The sequence below is a fragment of the Aquimarina sp. TRL1 genome (genome assembly GCF_013365535.1).
Taxonomy (GTDB): domain Bacteria; phylum Bacteroidota; class Bacteroidia; order Flavobacteriales; family Flavobacteriaceae; genus Aquimarina; species Aquimarina hainanensis.
This window is the reverse complement of sequence record NZ_CP053590.1, coordinates 1,600,974-1,617,565: the sequence shown is the minus strand read 5'-3', so window position 1 is coordinate 1,617,565 and position 16,592 is coordinate 1,600,974. Positions and strand designations below refer to the sequence as shown.

Below are 16,592 nucleotides of genomic sequence, written 5' to 3'. Positions count from 1 at the left end.
TGCTTCTTACCGAGAAATCATCGGTACAAATTTCTGAGGAAAAAAATGTACAAGGAACACGTTTTATGGTATTTCCACACCCCCTGTTTTCAGGGAATTTTATCGGAAGGGAAAGAAGTAAAGAAAAGAGAGAAATAAAAAAGGTTGATCAGTATGATCAACCTTTTATTTAGTTTTATGAAGCTTCCATTTCAAAATCTTCCATAAACTTGGTGGTATAGTTCCCTGCTACATAATCAGGGTTCTCCATTAGTTGTCTATGGAAAGGAATGGTAGTTTTAATTCCTTCGATGATAAATTCATCTAAGGCACGTTTCATTTTATTAATTGCTTCTTCTCTTGTTTGAGCAGTTGTAATTAATTTAGCAATCATCGAGTCGTAGTTTGGTGGGATAATATAACCACTATATACATGTGTATCTACTCGTACTCCATGACCTCCCGGAATGTGCAGGTTTGTTATTTTCCCTGGTGACGGGCGAAAATCTTTATGAGGATCTTCGGCATTAATTCTACATTCTATTGAGTGCAATTGAGGATAGTAATTCTTTCCAGAAATCGGCACTCCTGCAGCAACGAGAATTTGCTCACGGATTAAATCGTAATCTACTACTTGCTCAGTAATAGGATGTTCTACCTGAATACGGGTATTCATCTCCATAAAGTAGAAATTACGATGTTTGTCTACCAAGAACTCTACGGTTCCTGCACCTTCGTATTTAATATATTCAGCAGCTTTTACCGCAGCTTCCCCCATTTGATCTCTTAATTCATTTGTCATGAATGGAGAAGGGGTTTCTTCTGTAAGCTTTTGATGTCTTCGTTGCACAGAGCAATCTCTTTCGGATAGATGACATGCTTTTCCGTTGCTGTCTCCTACAACCTGGATCTCTATATGTCTTGGTTCTTCAATGAGTTTTTCCATGTACATGCCGTCGTTACCAAAGGCAGCTCCGGCTTCTTGTCGGGCACTATCCCAAGATTTTTTCAAATCTTCTTTAGCCCATACGGCACGCATTCCTTTTCCACCACCTCCGGCAGTAGCTTTTAGCATTACAGGATATCCCATTTCATCAGCGAGTTTTTCTGTCTCTTCATAAGAGTCCAGAATCCCTTCACTTCCTGGAATGGTAGGTACTCCAGCAGCTTTCATTGTTGCTTTGGCAGAAGCTTTGTCTCCCATTCGGTCGATCATTTCTGCACTGGCACCAATAAATTTTATGTCGTGTTCCTGGCAAATTTTAGAAAACTTAGCGTTTTCTGATAAAAACCCGTATCCTGGGTGAATAGCATCAGCATTTGTGATTTCTGCTGCGGCTATGATATTTGCCATTTTTAGGTAAGATTCATTACTGGGAGCAGGTCCGATACAAACCGCTTCATCAGCAAAACGTACATGAAGACTATCCTTGTCTGCAGTAGAGTATACCGCTACAGTTTTGATCCCCATTTCTTTGCAGGTTCGAATGACACGCATGGCAATCTCACCTCTGTTTGCAATTAGAATTTTTTTAAACATAACTTTTGAAAATTACAACATCCAAAAAACAAATTCAGATACCAGGACGAAACAAGGTATCGATTTGGGATTTGAAATTTTAATATTAATTATGATGGATCAATTAAGAATAATGGTTGATCGAATTCTACTGGTGAAGAATCATCTGCTAATACTTTAACGATTTTTCCAGATACTTCACTCTCTATTTCATTGAATAACTTCATAGCCTCAATGATACAAAGTACATCTCCTTCTTTTATTGTGTCTCCTACTTCTACAAATGTAGGTTTGTCTGGAGAAGGTTTTCTGTATAAAGTACCAATGATTGGAGACTTTATAGTAATGTACTTAGAATCATCCTCTGCAGTTTCTTCTTTAGCTGCTGCTGGTGCAGCCGCAGGAGTACTTGGTGCAGCAGGAGTTGCTGGTTGTGCATGTGGTAATGGTTGAGCGGCCAATTGTCCTCCTACAGGAAGGTGTTGTACAATGGTTGTCTCTTTAGCATCTTCTGATCCTGTTTTGATGGTGATTTTAACATCGTCCATCTCTAGCTTTACTTCACTAGCTCCTGATTTAGCAACGAATTTTATTAAATTCTGAATTTCTTTTAAATCCATAATACTGGGTATTGTGTTTTTAGTTGTTTAGTTAGGAATTATAGGCCCATTTAAGATAAATAGCACCCCATGTAAAACCTCCACCAAATGAGGCGAATATTAGGTTGTCTCCTTTTTTTAATTGTTTTTCGAAATCACTTAATAATAATGGTAATGTCGCTGAAGTCGTATTACCATACTTATGTATGTTTACGAGAACTTTGTCCTCATTTAGTCCCATTCTTTTGGCAGTAGCATCAATTATGCGCTTATTTGCTTGATGCGCTATTAACCAATTTACGTCATCCCCGGTAAGGTTATTACGTTTTAAGATCTCCTCACCAGCGCCAGCCATATTGGATACAGCATATTTAAATACTGTTTTCCCGTCCTGCTTTACGAAGTGTTGTCTGTTTTTTATCGTTTCTTCAGAAGGAGGAAGGATAGACCCTCCGGCTTCTATTTTAAGAAATTCTCTACCGATACCATCTGATCGTAGGTATTCATCCTGTAATCCTAAATTCTCTTCATTAGGTTCAAAAAGAGCAGCTCCTCCTCCGTCTCCAAAAATAATACAGGTTGCGCGATCCGTATAATCTATAATGGAAGACATTTTATCGGCTCCGATGAGAAGAACCTTTTTGTATCTTCCGGATTCGATATAGCGACTGGCAGTAGACATTCCATAAAGGAAGCTAGAACAAGCGGCTTGTAAGTCATAAGAGAAGGCGTTGGTTGCGCCGATTTGAGAAGCTACATAAGCAGCTGTCGATGCTACAGGAAGGTCGGGAGTGGCAGTAGCTACGATTACCATATCAATCTCTTTTGGATCAAGATTCTTTTTATTGATAAGGTCTTCAGCAGCTTTAATTGCTAAAAAAGAAGTTCCTTGTTCTTCTTCTTTTAGGATTCTGCGTTCTTTTATACCTGTACGAGTGGTAATCCATTCGTCGTTGGTGTCAACCATTGTTTCCAAGATCTGATTGGTTAACACATATTCAGGTGCAAAGGCACCTACAGCTGTGATAGCGGCTGTGATTTTACTCATATCTTAATTTTAGTTCCACAAAACTAAAGCATTGCATGCTTAAAAAGTCGTTGAAATTACTAAATTGTATTGTAAATATGGCGCAAAATAAATGGATTTTGACACATATTCAACTAAAAACAAAAAAACTCTCACATTTGTGAGAGCTTTAATTGATTTTTTAACAGTCTACATTACGCCACTGCCTCTTCAGTATTATCAATAATCACCTGTCCTCGGTAATATAATTTACCTTCAAACCAGTGAGCTCTGTGGTATAAGTGTGCTTCTCCTGTTGTAGGATCAGTAGCAATTTGTGGTACAGTAGCTTTATAGTGCGTTCTTCTTTTATCTCTTCTTGTTTTGGAGATTTTTCTCTTAGGATGTGCCATTGCTTAGCTATTATTTATCGTTTAATAAGTTTTTTAATTTATCCCAACGAGGATCTATCTCCTCATTATCTTTTTTTAATGTCTCTTTTTTTGGACTTAATTCTTCTAATTTATCAAGTATGTCAGAATCTAATGTTCCGTCTTCAACTCCTGGATGTACCCTTTTTTGAGGTAATCCTAATACAACTAATTCATATATGTATTGCTGAACATTTACTTCGTATTCTCCATGTGGGAGAATCAGTAATTCTTCATTTTCGTCATTGTATGCTGTGCCAAATTTGATTACTAAGAATAAATCATTTTCTATTGGTAGATCAAAAGGCTCATTTGTGACGTCGCAATTTATATTAACTGTTCCTCTAGCATAAAACTTAAGTTCGAATAATGTACTTTTTTTATTGAACTCTAATTGTATGCTAATGTTTGAACTGTTAAATTCGTCATAATCAAAATGTTCGAAGAACGTATTGTCTATCTCATACTCGAACTGATGTATTCCTAGCTTCAGTCCAACAAAAGGAATATTAAACTCTTTTAGTTGTTTCGTATTCATAATTCAGTTTCGAAAGCCTTCATATCCAATAAGGCGGGTGCAAAGATAAAAAAAAATAGTTATAAACACTTTTTTGTGAACAAAATTATGAGTATCAAAAAATAAAAACTCGCTTTTTCTTTAAAAAGCTGGTGTTCTGAGTGTTTGTCTATTGGTTAAAAAAGAGAGCACTCCACTTGCTTTATTCCTCTTCGTTGCTTCTTTGTTTTATAAAAGGTGCTTTTTTTTCTTTTTGAGCATCCGGATGATTGGATTCCTGTTTGTTTTTTTGTTGTGGTTTTCTAGGTTGTTTTTTTAATGGGTTTTTAGTGAGTTCTTTATATTCTTTTCTGTTCTTATATATTTTTAGAGCTGCAAAAACGGCTTCTTTAAACGAGCTGTGATCTGCTTTATTTTTACCTGCAATTTCAAAGGCAGTACCGTGATCCGGAGAGGTTCTTATTTTATCGAGCCCTGCGGTATAGTTTACACCCATACCAAAGGAAAGGGTTTTAAAAGGAATTAATCCCTGATCATGGTAGGAAGCAATAATCGCATCAAAAGATTTGTAATTGTTTGATCCAAAGAAACTATCAGCTGCATAAGGACCATACACTAACATCCCCTGATCATTAATTTTCTTGATCGTTGGTTTTAGAACATTTTCATCTTCCATACCAATAACTCCATTGTCTCCGCTATGAGGATTAATTCCCAGAACAGCTATTTTGGGTTTGGAGACACCAAAATCCTGTTTGAGAGTATGATGGATTGTCTGTATTTTTTGAGTGACTAATTCAGGAGTAATTGTCTCCGCAATGTCTTTAATAGCTACATGGTCAGTTAGTAAACCTACTTTGAGTTCATCTGTAACCATAAACATTAGACTGTTCCCTCTTAGTTCTTTATTCAAATAATCAGTATGTCCAGGGAAGTTAAACTCTTTGGATTGGATACTATGTTTGTTGATAGGAGCTGTTACCAGAACATCTACTTCATTATTCTTTAAAGCATGTGTAGCTGCTTTTAGTGATTTTATGGCATACTGACCAATCTTACTGTCTTCTTTTCCGAAATTGATATCTACCGGTTCTTTCCAGGTGTTGAGTACATTGACTTTCCCGTCGGTAATCTGGGAGGCTTCATCAATTCCATGCAGGTTAATGTTTGTTTTGTGATATTTTTTTAGATACGAAACAATTTTTATGGATGCAAAGATAACCGGAGTGCAAAAATCAAGCATTCTGCCATCTTCGAATGTTTTGAGGATCACCTCACTACCTATTCCATTGAGATCCCCTATCGAAATTCCTAATCTTATTTTTTCCGCTTTCTTCATTTATAACCTACTTTATGAGTATTTTTGAAGTATAAAAATACTTCCGAATTAAAGGACACAAATTTAACTAAATAATTCGCATTTATGTTTACAGGCATCATTGAAGAGCAAGGAAAGGTCATTTCATTAAAAAAAGACAGAGATAATTTGGATATTGTTATGCAGGCTGATTTTACACCAGAATTAAAGATAGACCAGAGTGTTGCGCATAATGGAGTATGTCTTACGGTCGTTGCTATTGATGGAGATACGTATAGAGTCACTGCTATCAAGGAAAGCCTGGATAAAACGAATTTAAATAACCTTTCAGAAGGAGATGTGGTTAATCTGGAACGTGGAATGAAATTAGGAGATCGATTGGATGGTCATATCGTTCAGGGGCATGTAGATCAAACAGCAATTTGTACTGGTATTGTAGCGGAAGAAGGGAGCTGGCGCTATACGTTTTCCTATGATCCTTCTTTAAATAATATAACCATCGAAAAAGGTTCTGTAACAGTTAATGGAGTAAGTCTTACAGTGGTGGATTCTGAAAAACAAGCCTTTAGTGTAGCGATAATTCCATTTACACATGAACATACAAATTTTAATACATTCTCTGTAGGGACGGTTGTTAATTTAGAATTTGATGTTATAGGAAAGTATGTGAAAAGAATTACTGAATTACAATAGTTATTATAAAAGTATTCATTTCGATAGTGAGGTTTATTCGAGGAAAATATCTTCTGAGTGGATGTAGAGAATAAACTGACGATATATATTATTTCTCAAGGGGTTCATTATTAGAAAGATAATTTTGATGAAGTCATTTGGTATGTTTTTTGTTATTGTCTAACCAGGGAGACATAGTTAGAAAAGAAGATTTTAAAAATCCAAAAAAAATTTCTGCTTTAATTTCTGTATTATTGTAATACCCTATATAAGATTTGCAATTAATTAATGAAGACGAGTTATGATAGCAATTTTCAAGAATCTGTTTGGTAATCAATCAATAGCATCGGCTACTGCGTATCCTAAAATTTATACCAGGTGTAAAAAACTGGTAGAAGACTACACGGAAGAGCAATTAATTAGAATGTACGGAAAAGAAAAAACGGCTTTTATTCAGAATAATCCTGAGGAGTGGGTTTAGTATAGTTTTTTTGTGCAATTTAGAACGCTGATATTTATTGTGTTAGGAGCTAACACAATAATTCAGTATTGCTTTTTGACTCGAAAGGGGTTGTGCTCTTGTGAGTGATTATTATTATTTTCTAAAACAGTATAAAAGCCTGAATTTATATTGTTATTTCTTCCTAGATAAGCTTTTTGATATATCTGCTTCCTTGCAGGTGTTATAGAGTGACTACTTCCTGTTTTTTGGGGAGAGCTTTCCGATTTTTTTTCTTTTAGTGTTGTATAAAGTGTTAAGTTAATTCTTGTGATTTGAAGCTGTATTATAGTAATGAATGTTAATGTTTTGTTACAAATAAATAAGTAAAACTATCAAGTTTGATAGTTTTGTTTATATAAGTTTCAGTATAGTAGCAGGTTGTTGTATTCTTTGATTAAGGTTTTAGGGGGAGAGGCTGTTGGTAGGTGATAAAGGATATTAAAATATCGAATATCTTTATAAGGGAATATGTCTGTAATATATTAATGAGGAGGTTTTATGTTTTTAGGATGTAAAAAAACATATTTTTTAGGAGCGTTTTGTTTTAGGAATAACAAAATAACACATAAGTATATGGAACAATTAAGAATAGGTGTTATATTTTGGTTTTTGTCGCTTTCAGTTATTGGACAAACCACTTATCTGATAAATGATTTTTCTGATGTTTATAAAGGGAAGCTGATTATTGATCAGGGATATGAAGAAGAAGTGTTTAAAAAAGGAACAGTGATCATTCTAGAAAAACTATCCGAAAAGGAGGTGGTTGCAATATCTTCAGAAGAACTTACTTTTTCGCTGAATGAAGAGGGAGAGGTTGAAACAGGGGTGGTGTCATTGCCGTATGGGGAACAAAGTATCATTATTAGTGAAGATGTTAATTTTGATGGAGTCAAAGATATAGTGGTTATGGATGGGCAATATAGTTGTTATCATGGTCCTTCTTATCAGGTATATCTTCATAGAGAAGGACAGTTGATTCACAGTCCTTCATTTACCAGGTTGGCTCAGGAGTATTGTGGGATGTTTCAAACGAACAATGAGACCAAGACAATTGAAACAATGACTAAGAGTGGCTGTTGCTGGCATCAGTTTTCTCAATTTGAGGTAGTGAATAATGTTCCTGTACCGATAGAAGTGGTTGAAGAAGAGTATCAATATTTATATCATATCACACGAACTAAGACCTGGAGAGGAGGGCGAGCCATTGAAAAAACAGAACGCCGAATGAATAAGGAGGGGGTAGCGATAGAGGTTTTGATGAGTTTTCGTTTATCTAAAAATCAGAAAAAGGTTTTGCTTTTCACTTCGGAAGGGCGATTGAATTATGTATTGTTGAAATCAGAGGGAGAACTAGTGGAATTTTCTTTTCCTGCTGATAATCTGATAGATGCAGGTAGGTTTGCAATAGATACTTCAAAAAGTAAATTAATTTTTAAAAATAAAGAAGCTATTTATGAAATCTATGAAAAACGAAAACAAGATAAAGTTATGGCTGTGGGGATTTATGTATATGTTAATGGGAAAAAATACCACTTATCTGGGGATTTGAGTACATTACAAGGGGCAATGCAAGGTATTAGTAGTGAGAAGCTTGTTAATGTAGATGGATAAACGATATAGTATTTTTAATAATAAATTATAGCTATAAAAATATGAAGTTTGGATATGTGATTCTGTATGTAGAACAGGTGGTAGATAGCCTGACGTTTTATACCAAAGCATTTGGATTTCCACGGCGAATGATTACTCCGGAGAAAGATTATGGAGAGTTGCAGTCAGGAGAAACTGTTATTGCTTTTGCTTCGATAACTCTGGGAGATATGAATTTTAAAAAAGGATTTCAAGCAAGTACATTGACAGAACACCCATATGGAATGACGTTAACATTTGTTACTGAATCTATACGGGAAGATTTTGAAAAAGCCATTGCCGCAGGAGCCAAACAAGAAGTAGCGTTAGCGGAAAAACCTTGGGGGCAAACGGTCGGGTATTTGAGAGATCCGAATGGATTTTTAATCGAAATATGTACTCCGATACCTAATACAACAGTATGAAACGAGTAATTCATCCGCAACGATTATTTTTATTAGATGCAGCTGGAGCTTTGTGTACTGCTTTTATGCTTGGATTTGTATTGATTCGTTTTGAAGAGTATATTAGGTTGCCATCAGATATATTGGTCAATTTAGCTGCAATTGCAGGGAGTTATGCTGTGTATTCATTCGTAAATGGTCTGTTGTTTGCTCAGCATTCTTTTTGGCGTTTAGCGATGCGATTTTTAGCAGTGCTGAATTTTGGATATTGTTGTGTGACATCTGGGATAATACTTTATTATTGTAAAATGATGACACCTTTGGGGATAGGGTATTTTCTTCTGGAGATTTTGGTAATTCTTGTGTTGGTAGTTATGGAGTGGCGTGCTGTGGCTTTGTATGATAAGTAAAAAAGGCTTTGCAGTTGATAAAAATGTGTTAACCTCTGATTAGGAGTATAGAGTAAGATGCCAAACAATGCATATGATAAAATTAAGCGTATTTTTACAGCGTCTGTAAATTTAAAATAACAATTTGGAGCGGAGTAAAATAAAATGGATAAAGCGAATTAAAAGAATCTTGATTCTTTTTCTTTGTTTGATGTTGATCCCGGTGTTGTATTTGCTGATTTCATTGATTTGCACGGCTATTACAGTAAATAAGACTCCTGATGAAAGTGAAAAGACAGCCACGATCTACCTAAGTACTAATGGGGTTCATCTGGATGTTATTTTTGAAAAAAAGACGATGGATTCTACCTTGCTGAAAGGGATACCTAATCTGGAAAGAACTCGTTATCTTTCTTTTGGGTGGGGAGATGAGAGTTTTTATAAAGATACACCGACCTGGGGAGACCTGACATTTCAGAACGCATTTTCTGCACTGTTTTTACAAAGTACTACATTATTGCATGTGACACGCTATCAACAGAGGCAAGTATCTTGGGTGCCTGTTAAAGCATCTGTATCAAGAATAATACAATTGCAAAAATACATACTGCAGACCTTTGAGTTGGATGAATATAAAGAAAAACAACTACTTCCAGGAATAGGGTATACTGATACAGATGATTTTTTTAAGGCAAAAGGAAGTTATTCTTGCTTTAAAACCTGTAATTCCTGGGTGAATACGGGTTTTAAGGATAGTGGATTAAGGGCATGTTATTGGACTCCTTTTGATTTTGGGCTTCTGAACAAGTACACAAGAATAAGAGAAAAGGAAGAGAAAGCTGGTGTTGATTAAAAATAAAAAAAAGCCTCATCGTAACAGATAAGGCTTTTAAGTTTTATAAGGTGGTCCCACTTGGGCTCGAACCAAGGACCCCCTGATTATGAGTTGTTTTTTTTGTGTTTGATTGTTTTTGAGATATAAGTTTAAGGCGTATACCATATTCTTTTATCCAATAGAAGAAAAAATATTTGTAGTACGTATTCTAAGAAACAATATAAGTTTTATAAAACACTTAAAACCTAAAAATAATCTTCCTATCCATTAGGTTTGTAACCAGGACAATTTCATTTAAAAAATCATAATTGTTTTTGACAGATGTTCTGAAAATAATTGTAAGATTTTTATGTAAAAATTAACCTCAAAAGCGATTTTGCTCGAGCATTTTGTCAATAACATTGATTTTTTGCACACAAAGTAGAGGTAATTGGACTATAAAAAGTCAAATGAAATTGCCCTGGTTTGTAACTCTGTTTATAAAGTTTATTGTATTTTTTTATTATAGTACTGCTGCTTTTATCCAAATTTTAAATACCAAATATTTTTCTTTTTAGCTTGGTAAGGTATTTAAAATTCGTTTAGTGAACGAATCTTCAAAAGTTAATGCTTCAAGAAACATTTGAGGAATAAGTTTATTTTCTATATTTTCATGTGAATAATTAGAAATAAAAGCATTCCAGTCACTATTGTTTTTAAGTGACCTTAATCCAATTTCGTACCATTTAATAATATTAGATTGCCAAGCAGTTTGCATAAATACTGGACAAGAAGAGGGTATATTCCAGTTATCTCCTCTTCCTAAATGAACAGAAGTTGCTGAATTCCTTTGAGATGCCATAAATGTTGCGCAAGGAAAACAAGAAGATACTTTTGTGGTATTTTCGCTACAAGCTATTTCAAAAAGAAAAGAATTCTTGTCGATAGAACTTGCATATTTACTCATAGCTACAATCATTCCATGGAAGCTTTTAAATACTTGTCCACTACTAAAATTACTTGTAACTTTAGGATTGATATCTTTTACAGAGATTCTTACACCTCCTATTACTACACCTCCAGAAATTGATTTATTATAGTCATTTAATAAATCTATTACTTTATTTGAATACTCTTTTGCATTATCAAATGCTTTTTTTACATTACTATCATCAGCTCCTCTAAATTTAGGAGTATATAATTCTAAATCTGATGCTCCTACTAGCTCTATTTTACTTGGGTCTGAATATCCTCCTATATATGCACCATACAAGGGACCCAAATTCATTTTGGTTAATCTAGCATCTAATTGTTTTGCAAGCTTGGTTTCAGTCTCTGCTGTTAACATTGCTTGCTCAGTACTACTAATTCTACTATTTTTTGCAACTATTAGCGGAAATTTTGCTTTTGGTATAGACTGACTTATATCAATTGTCACATACTGCTTTAATCTATCTTGAACCTTTTGATGTGTTGCAAAATCTTTAGGCGACTCGTATTGAAATATCGCATTTTTGCCTGTAGATGATAAAATATCTTTTGCATACCCTATGACTACCATTGTAGCGAGTGCATCTGCCGCTTCTTTTGTCATCACTTTATGAAGCTTGTTTTTAGTGAGATGTTCCCCTTCTTTTTGTTCAATGGTAGCGTGTTCATGGGAATGATTTGTCTCACTTTCAAAACCTTCTTTATCACAACTTATAAAAAACGTGGAGATAAGAAGAAATGTTATTAATCTGTAAAATTTAAAAATTGTTGTCATATAATATTAATATAAATTGGTTAAATACTCCCGCAAAACTAATTAACGTGAATCGGAACAGGTATTAATTTTATGTTATAAGAATTAATTTTACGTTAAACAATAAAACACTTATGTTTAGAATCATTTAATGTGCATATTTTCAGGATTTTATGTTTGTTTTAAAACATTCAGTCGTATTACCTGTTCATATCTAAAGAGGTTGTAGATCGGGTTAATTAGTTGGATTATAGCTGTTACTTTTCTTACTATTTCCTAATGGGACAATTTTTTTATTTTCCATGAGGCACTGAACAAAATATCGGAGGTATATTTTTTTGTGAACCCATACCAGTCTTTTTTTTATCAATTCTCTGGTTGAAAAATTTGACTTTTCCTTCATTCGTTAAGTCGTCAAAGACTTCCTTGATTTCATGTTTTCAGGTTATAAAATATCTGGAGTTAGTAGTTTAGTGCGGTTAATGTAAAGGAGTGATGATTTCCTGTTGCAAGAGGTTGCTTATTGGATTTAGTAGCTATTTTAGATTCTTTTTCATCTGGTTCTGCATAAAATGAAGTACGCATTAATTTTTGTACGTGTGGTTTTACTTTGTTTGAAATGAGAACATCATCATATTGAAGTAAAATAAGCTCTATAAATTCTCTGAATTCTTCTGTGTTTTTTTAGGTTATATCAAAAGGATAATCTAAAAAAACTTTGAGGTGTTTTAAGTCAGTATCATATTGACGGAGCTTTAAAGCGAACCAATAATCGAAATCAGGATTTTCCATTTCAATAATAATAGTTTGACCATATTGGTATAAATCATCTCTGGAAGCAAAATAATCTAGAGAAATCAGTGCTTCCAGATAAGCAGTAGCATTAAGAAACTTCCTGGTTTTTTTGTAGTAGCGACTCATGTCTGTGGAATGTAATGATCCTTTATAAGTAGCAAAAGGTCTTCCTTTTTCAATAGTGGTGGTTTGAATTTTTTCTAAAGAGGGTTCTAGTAATTTATCATTGCTTTTGTGTTAAAAAGCGATCAGCTTTTAAAATTCCATATATCTCGTACATCAATAAGGAAATAGCAAAAACCACGCTTAGTTATATCTAAAATACAAATTAATTGAAGGTAGATAATCAAGTAGGGGAGTATCAATAAAAATAAAAATCAAAGAATCATCCTTGAAATTCTTTGTGAAAATACTGTTAACAGATATACAAACTGTATGCAAATAAAAAAGCCTCATCGTAACAGATAAGGCTTTTAAGTTTTATAAGGTGGTCCCACTTGGGCTCGAACCAAGGACCCCCTGATTATGAGTCAGGTGCTCTAACCAGCTGAGCTATGGGACCTAAAACGGTTGGCAAATTTAAGTAAATGAAACAAACACACCAAACATTTTTTTACTATTTTTTAGGCTTCAGCTGTTTGTAAGAGATAAGTTGCTTACCGTGAGTGTTTTTTATTCCTTGGTGCGTTCCTGGCAGAGTTCCACGAGAACCCCATTGGTCGTTTTAGGATGAATAAAAGCAACTAGTTTATTGTCTGCTCCGGGTTTTGGGGTTTTATTGATGAGCTGAAATCCTTCTTTTTCTAATCGTGTGAGCTCAGCTTCTATATCATCAACATCAAATGCAACATGATGAATTCCTTCTCCTTTTTTAGCGATAAATTTTCCGATAGGTCCCTCTTCATTTGTACTGGCTAAAAGTTCTATTTTACTCTCTCCTACCTTAAAGAAAGATGTGATAACGGATTCGCTACTGACTTCCTCTTGCTTATAAGGAGGCACGCCAAGAAGCTTTTCGTATAGAGCATTCGCCTGTTTGATATCTTTGACAGCAATACCTAAATGTTCTATTTTTTTGATGTGATCCATGTTGTTTGTTTTAATATGGATAAAAATACATACTTCTGTCTTGTAATAACCTGTTGAGATTCATTTTTTGGAGAAACAGGTGGAGAAATAGGGTTTTTGGACGGTAAATGGGGCTTAGCTTTCTTATGGAAACTTGCCGGAAATGTGTATTTTTGCAGCCATGGAAACAAATAGACAGAAAAAGATAGCAGGAGTATTACAGCGAGATATCGCTGATATTGTGCAGCAGGCATTAAGGGAAGCAGGAGTGCAGGGGATTTTAGTTTCTGTAACCAAAGTAAGTGTAACTACAGATTTGTCACAGGCAAAAGTGTATCTGAGTGTTTTTCCTAGTAAAGAAGGAGAAAACGTACTAAAAGAAATTCAGGCAGTAAAATCCCAGATTAAACATCAAGTAGCTCAACGAACGAAACATCAGTTACGTCGAACCCCCGAATTGCTATTTTTTATTGATGATTCTCTGGAGTATATTGCTTCCATAGAACGAGCAGTTAAGGGGTTGGATAATCCATTGGAAAACCCAGAGCAGTTAGAGCGAAGACAAAAGAAATAAATCCTGTTATTTTCTATACTTTATTAGAAAATAACAAGTCATTTCTTATCTTAGTCACATATAAAGCAAATTAAAGGGGGCTCCCTTTTTTAATTCTACATGAGATTTGAACTTTCCCTTCTACATCGCAAAACGATATTTGTTTTCATCAGGAAGTAGTAATGCCATTAATATTATTACAGGCATTGCAGCAGCTGGGGTGATTATTGGTGCTATGTCCTTATTCATTGTGCTTTCTGGTTTTGCAGGACTCAAGGATTTTAGTTTGCAATTTTCTACTTTTTTTGATCCGGATCTTACCCTCTTTCCCGGAAAGGGAAAAAGCATCGAATTAACAGCAGAGAAGAAAGAAGCACTTGTAGCTATGGAAGATATTGCTGTTTTTTCTGAAGTAGTAGAAGAAAGGGTATATCTGGAATATGATAATAAGCGAAAAATGGCTTATATAAAAGGAGTAGGGGCTAATTATGACCAGATTATAGAAACCGATAAAATCCTTATCGAGGGGGAGTGGCTGACTGGAAATGATTATCAGGTGGTGGTTGGAGAAAGAATTCGGGCAGAACTAGGAATGTGGACAGGGAATGCTTATGCTAAATTGCTAAGTATGTACGTCCCGAAACCAGGAAAAGGAATTTCCAGAGATTTATCCAAATCTTTTAGAAAAGAGACTGGAGTGCATATAGGAACCTATAGTGTTAATGAAGAGTTGAATAAAAAGTATGTTTTTAGTACGGTGGGGTTGGCCAGGAAATTATTGGGTTTAGAAAAAGAGGAAGTAACAAATATTGAAATAAAGCTTGTTCCTGATGCGGATGAGGCAGTAGTAATAAAGAAGCTGAAAGGAATATTTGGCGATCAAATAGAAATTAAAAACAGAACACAGCTTAATGATACGCTGTATAAGATGCTAAATACAGAAAACCTGGTCTCCTATCTGGTAATTACATTAATAGCTGTTATAGCATTGTTTAATGTGGCAGGGGCTATTATTATGATGATTATTGATAAAAAAGGAAATATCAAAACCTTGTTTAATATGGGGGCTACACTGGGAGATATCCGGAATATATTTCTTATGCAGGGTGCTTTGATGACGGTTTTAGGAACGCTATTAGGATTGTTTTTAGGCTTTGTGCTGATTGTATTACAACAACAGTTTGGATTCCTGATGATCACTCCTACGATGCAATATCCAACCCGCATTACTGGAATGAGTTTTCTGATTGTATTTTTTACAATTACAATAATAGGGACTATTGCAGCCCTTTTGGCATCGAGTAGGATTAACCCAAAGTTAGTTGCTTAGTTTGTTTGATAAGAAATGTAATTCTAGGTAAACTGAAATCCGGAAAACTTCTCTTGTACTTCTTCGAATACAGCAAACACATCTTCAGAATGATCACTGGTCACCATTTTGGTCCTGTATTCTTTGAAGTGAGGAATACCTTTAAAATAGTTAGTGTAATGTCTTCGAGTTTCGAATACTCCTAGTTTTTCTCCTTTCCAGTCAATTGCCATTCGCAAATGTCTTCTGGCAGCCTCTACACGTTCTTCCAGTGTAGGAGGAGGAAGGTGAGTTCCTGTTTTGAAAAAATGCTTAACCTCTCTAAAAAACCAAGGATGCCCAATAGTAGCACGTCCGATCATAGCACCGTCCAAGCCATAGACATCTCTCATTTCTACAGCTCTTTCCGGGGAGTTGACATCACCATTTCCAAAAACAGGGATATGCATTCTGGGGTTGTTTTTTACTTCGGCAATAGGGCGCCAGTCAGCATTCCCTTTATACATTTGAGCTCGGGTTCTACCGTGAATGGCAATGGCTTTGGCTCCTACATCCTGTAGTCGTTCAGCAACTTCTACAATTCGTATAGATTCGTGATCCCATCCCAATCGTGTTTTGACAGTAACCGGAAGTTTGGTGTGCTTAACCATCGCTTCGGTAAGAGAGACCATTAGATCGATGTCTTTCAGAATTCCTGCTCCAGCCCCTTTACTAACGACTTTTTTTACAGGACAACCAAAGTTTATATCGATAATATCAGGATTTGAAGCCTCTACAATTTCGATGGATTTTAGCATAGAATCCAGGTTAGCTCCAAATATCTGAATACCTACCGGACGTTCTTTTTCATAGATGTCCAGTTTGATAACACTTTTTGCAGCATCTCTTATGAGCCCTTCACTGGAAATAAATTCAGTGTATACTACATCTGCTCCTTGTTCCTTGCACAGTGCCCTGAATGGGGGGTCACTTACATCTTCCATTGGGGCTAGTAACAATGGAAATTCCCCTACATCAATGTCTCCTATTTTTGCCAAAGCGTACTTTTTTGTGCAAAAATACAAATTATACCTCTTATGATCTGAAATTACAGAAATAGAAAATGGTCTAGCCGTTGTAACTTAGAATTTAGTAGATGAATAAAAATATTAGGATGGATTCTATAAACCTTTTAAATTCGCCTATATTTGCAAGTCATTATAGTAGTGAAAATTGAAGAACACTATAATGTAACCAGAGGAGTATAGATATGCAGAAAAGCATTGTATTATCTTCATTCTTACAGGGAGTTGCTTTTGAGCAAAAACAGCTTGTTTCTGGAAAAGAAGGTTGTTTCTTGTTATA

General features: G+C 35.0%; 19 protein-coding genes and 1 tRNA gene. 8 read left to right on the top strand and 12 right to left on the bottom strand.

Going from position 1 to position 16,592, the window contains the following annotated elements; all coding sequences use genetic code 11:
- Window positions 1–175: 175 nt before the first annotated feature.
- The 6 genes from accC to pdxA all read right to left on the bottom strand — a co-directional run bounded on the left by accC (window position 176) and on the right by pdxA (window position 5,390).
- Window positions 176–1,519, bottom strand: a complete 1,344-nt coding sequence (gene accC, locus HN014_RS06515; protein ID WP_176028078.1) for an acetyl-CoA carboxylase biotin carboxylase subunit — start codon at window positions 1,517–1,519, stop codon at window positions 176–178.
- 89 nt (window positions 1,520–1,608) lie between these two features.
- Window positions 1,609–2,118, bottom strand: coding sequence for an acetyl-CoA carboxylase biotin carboxyl carrier protein (accB, locus tag HN014_RS06510; RefSeq protein WP_176028077.1), 510 nt, complete (start codon window positions 2,116–2,118; stop codon window positions 1,609–1,611).
- A 31-nt stretch (window positions 2,119–2,149) separates the two neighbouring features.
- The gene (locus tag HN014_RS06505; protein WP_176028076.1) at window positions 2,150–3,145 is read right to left on the bottom strand and encodes a beta-ketoacyl-ACP synthase III; all 996 of its coding nucleotides are present in this window, start codon (window positions 3,143–3,145) and stop codon (window positions 2,150–2,152) included.
- Between the two features lie 173 nt (window positions 3,146–3,318).
- Window positions 3,319–3,516, bottom strand: coding sequence for a 50S ribosomal protein L32 (gene rpmF / locus HN014_RS06500; RefSeq protein WP_176028075.1), 198 nt, complete (start codon window positions 3,514–3,516; stop codon window positions 3,319–3,321).
- Window positions 3,517–3,526: 10 nt separating this feature from the next.
- Window positions 3,527–4,072 carry a DUF177 domain-containing protein gene (locus HN014_RS06495; protein WP_176028074.1) on the bottom strand — a complete coding sequence of 182 codons (546 nt, stop codon included), beginning with the start codon at window positions 4,070–4,072 and terminating at the stop codon, window positions 3,527–3,529.
- 181 nt (window positions 4,073–4,253) lie between these two features.
- The gene (gene pdxA, locus HN014_RS06490) at window positions 4,254–5,390 is read right to left on the bottom strand and encodes a 4-hydroxythreonine-4-phosphate dehydrogenase PdxA (RefSeq protein WP_176028073.1); all 1,137 of its coding nucleotides are present in this window, start codon (window positions 5,388–5,390) and stop codon (window positions 4,254–4,256) included.
- 84 nt (window positions 5,391–5,474) lie between these two features.
- On the opposite strand from pdxA, the gene HN014_RS06485 reads away from it, so the two are divergent.
- The 6 genes from HN014_RS06485 (at window position 5,475) to HN014_RS06460 (ending at window position 9,818) form a co-directional block, all read left to right on the top strand.
- Window positions 5,475–6,062 carry a riboflavin synthase gene (locus HN014_RS06485; protein WP_176028072.1) on the top strand — a complete coding sequence of 196 codons (588 nt, stop codon included), beginning with the start codon at window positions 5,475–5,477 and terminating at the stop codon, window positions 6,060–6,062.
- Window positions 6,063–6,342: 280 nt separating this feature from the next.
- Window positions 6,343–6,522 (top strand): hypothetical protein, encoded by a 180-nt coding sequence (locus tag HN014_RS06480; protein WP_176028071.1) that lies wholly within the window; start codon window positions 6,343–6,345, stop codon window positions 6,520–6,522.
- A 594-nt stretch (window positions 6,523–7,116) separates the two neighbouring features.
- Complete coding sequence (locus tag HN014_RS06475) at window positions 7,117–8,154, top strand: hypothetical protein (RefSeq protein ID WP_176028070.1); 1,038 nt, start codon at window positions 7,117–7,119, stop codon at window positions 8,152–8,154.
- A 41-nt stretch (window positions 8,155–8,195) separates the two neighbouring features.
- A complete protein-coding gene (locus HN014_RS06470; protein ID WP_176028069.1) occupies window positions 8,196–8,597 on the top strand; it encodes a VOC family protein in 402 nt (133 codons plus the stop codon).
- Window positions 8,594–8,986, top strand: a complete 393-nt coding sequence (locus HN014_RS06465; RefSeq protein ID WP_176028068.1) for a hypothetical protein — start codon at window positions 8,594–8,596, stop codon at window positions 8,984–8,986. The genes HN014_RS06470 and HN014_RS06465 overlap by 4 nt, the downstream gene beginning before the upstream one ends.
- 124 nt (window positions 8,987–9,110) lie before the next feature.
- Window positions 9,111–9,818: a DUF2459 domain-containing protein gene (locus HN014_RS06460; RefSeq protein WP_254884110.1), complete on the top strand. Its 708-nt coding sequence runs from the start codon at window positions 9,111–9,113 to the stop codon at window positions 9,816–9,818.
- Window positions 9,819–10,353: 535 nt separating this feature from the next.
- Here the strand turns inward: HN014_RS06460 and HN014_RS06455 are convergent.
- The 5 genes from HN014_RS06455 to mce form a co-directional block, all read right to left on the bottom strand.
- On the bottom strand, window positions 10,354–11,544 hold the full coding sequence (locus tag HN014_RS06455; protein WP_176028067.1) for a hypothetical protein: 1,191 nt from the start codon (window positions 11,542–11,544) through the stop codon (window positions 10,354–10,356).
- Window positions 11,545–11,985: 441 nt separating this feature from the next.
- A complete protein-coding gene (locus tag HN014_RS22720) occupies window positions 11,986–12,108 on the bottom strand; it encodes a hypothetical protein (protein ID WP_303246389.1) in 123 nt (40 codons plus the stop codon).
- Between the two features lie 99 nt (window positions 12,109–12,207).
- Window positions 12,208–12,444 carry a hypothetical protein gene (locus HN014_RS06450; protein ID WP_176028066.1) on the bottom strand — a complete coding sequence of 79 codons (237 nt, stop codon included), beginning with the start codon at window positions 12,442–12,444 and terminating at the stop codon, window positions 12,208–12,210.
- 362 nt (window positions 12,445–12,806) lie between these two features.
- Window positions 12,807–12,880: transfer RNA gene (locus HN014_RS06445), tRNA-Ile, on the bottom strand.
- Between the two features lie 110 nt (window positions 12,881–12,990).
- Window positions 12,991–13,398 carry a methylmalonyl-CoA epimerase gene (gene mce, locus HN014_RS06440; RefSeq protein WP_176031049.1) on the bottom strand — a complete coding sequence of 136 codons (408 nt, stop codon included), beginning with the start codon at window positions 13,396–13,398 and terminating at the stop codon, window positions 12,991–12,993.
- 169 nt (window positions 13,399–13,567) lie between these two features.
- On the opposite strand from mce, the gene rbfA reads away from it, so the two are divergent.
- On the top strand, window positions 13,568–13,960 hold the full coding sequence (gene rbfA / locus HN014_RS06435; RefSeq protein ID WP_176031048.1) for a 30S ribosome-binding factor RbfA: 393 nt from the start codon (window positions 13,568–13,570) through the stop codon (window positions 13,958–13,960).
- Window positions 13,961–14,066: 106 nt separating this feature from the next.
- Window positions 14,067–15,269 carry an FtsX-like permease family protein gene (locus HN014_RS06430; protein ID WP_176028065.1) on the top strand — a complete coding sequence of 401 codons (1,203 nt, stop codon included), beginning with the start codon at window positions 14,067–14,069 and terminating at the stop codon, window positions 15,267–15,269.
- A gap of 23 nt (window positions 15,270–15,292) precedes the next feature.
- Here the strand turns inward: HN014_RS06430 and dusB are convergent, their stop codons facing one another.
- Entirely contained in the window at window positions 15,293–16,285 is a 993-nt protein-coding gene (dusB, locus tag HN014_RS06425; RefSeq protein ID WP_176028064.1) for a tRNA dihydrouridine synthase DusB, read from the bottom strand.
- Window positions 16,286–16,592: the final 307 nt, after the last annotated feature.

Excerpts from the sequence above, each read along its gene's own strand:
- accC (WP_176028078.1), bottom strand. The coding sequence starts at position 1,519 with ATGTTTAAAAAAATTCTAATTGCAAACAGAGGTGAGATTGCCATGCGT.
- accB (WP_176028077.1), bottom strand. The coding sequence starts at position 2,118 with ATGGATTTAAAAGAAATTCAGAATTTAATAAAATTCGTTGCTAAATCA.
- HN014_RS06505 (WP_176028076.1), bottom strand. The coding sequence starts at position 3,145 with ATGAGTAAAATCACAGCCGCTATCACAGCTGTAGGTGCCTTTGCACCT.
- rpmF (WP_176028075.1), bottom strand. The coding sequence starts at position 3,516 with ATGGCACATCCTAAGAGAAAAATCTCCAAAACAAGAAGAGATAAAAGA.
- HN014_RS06495 (WP_176028074.1), bottom strand. The coding sequence starts at position 4,072 with ATGAATACGAAACAACTAAAAGAGTTTAATATTCCTTTTGTTGGACTG.
- pdxA (WP_176028073.1), bottom strand. The coding sequence starts at position 5,390 with ATGAAGAAAGCGGAAAAAATAAGATTAGGAATTTCGATAGGGGATCTC.
- HN014_RS06485 (WP_176028072.1), top strand. The coding sequence starts at position 5,475 with ATGTTTACAGGCATCATTGAAGAGCAAGGAAAGGTCATTTCATTAAAA.
- HN014_RS06480 (WP_176028071.1), top strand. The coding sequence starts at position 6,343 with ATGATAGCAATTTTCAAGAATCTGTTTGGTAATCAATCAATAGCATCG.
- HN014_RS06475 (WP_176028070.1), top strand. The coding sequence starts at position 7,117 with ATGGAACAATTAAGAATAGGTGTTATATTTTGGTTTTTGTCGCTTTCA.
- HN014_RS06470 (WP_176028069.1), top strand. The coding sequence starts at position 8,196 with ATGAAGTTTGGATATGTGATTCTGTATGTAGAACAGGTGGTAGATAGC.
- HN014_RS06465 (WP_176028068.1), top strand. The coding sequence starts at position 8,594 with ATGAAACGAGTAATTCATCCGCAACGATTATTTTTATTAGATGCAGCT.
- HN014_RS06455 (WP_176028067.1), bottom strand. The coding sequence starts at position 11,544 with ATGACAACAATTTTTAAATTTTACAGATTAATAACATTTCTTCTTATC.
- HN014_RS22720 (WP_303246389.1), bottom strand. The coding sequence starts at position 12,108 with ATGCGTACTTCATTTTATGCAGAACCAGATGAAAAAGAATCTAAAATA.
- HN014_RS06450 (WP_176028066.1), bottom strand. The coding sequence starts at position 12,444 with ATGAGTCGCTACTACAAAAAAACCAGGAAGTTTCTTAATGCTACTGCT.
- rbfA (WP_176031048.1), top strand. The coding sequence starts at position 13,568 with ATGGAAACAAATAGACAGAAAAAGATAGCAGGAGTATTACAGCGAGAT.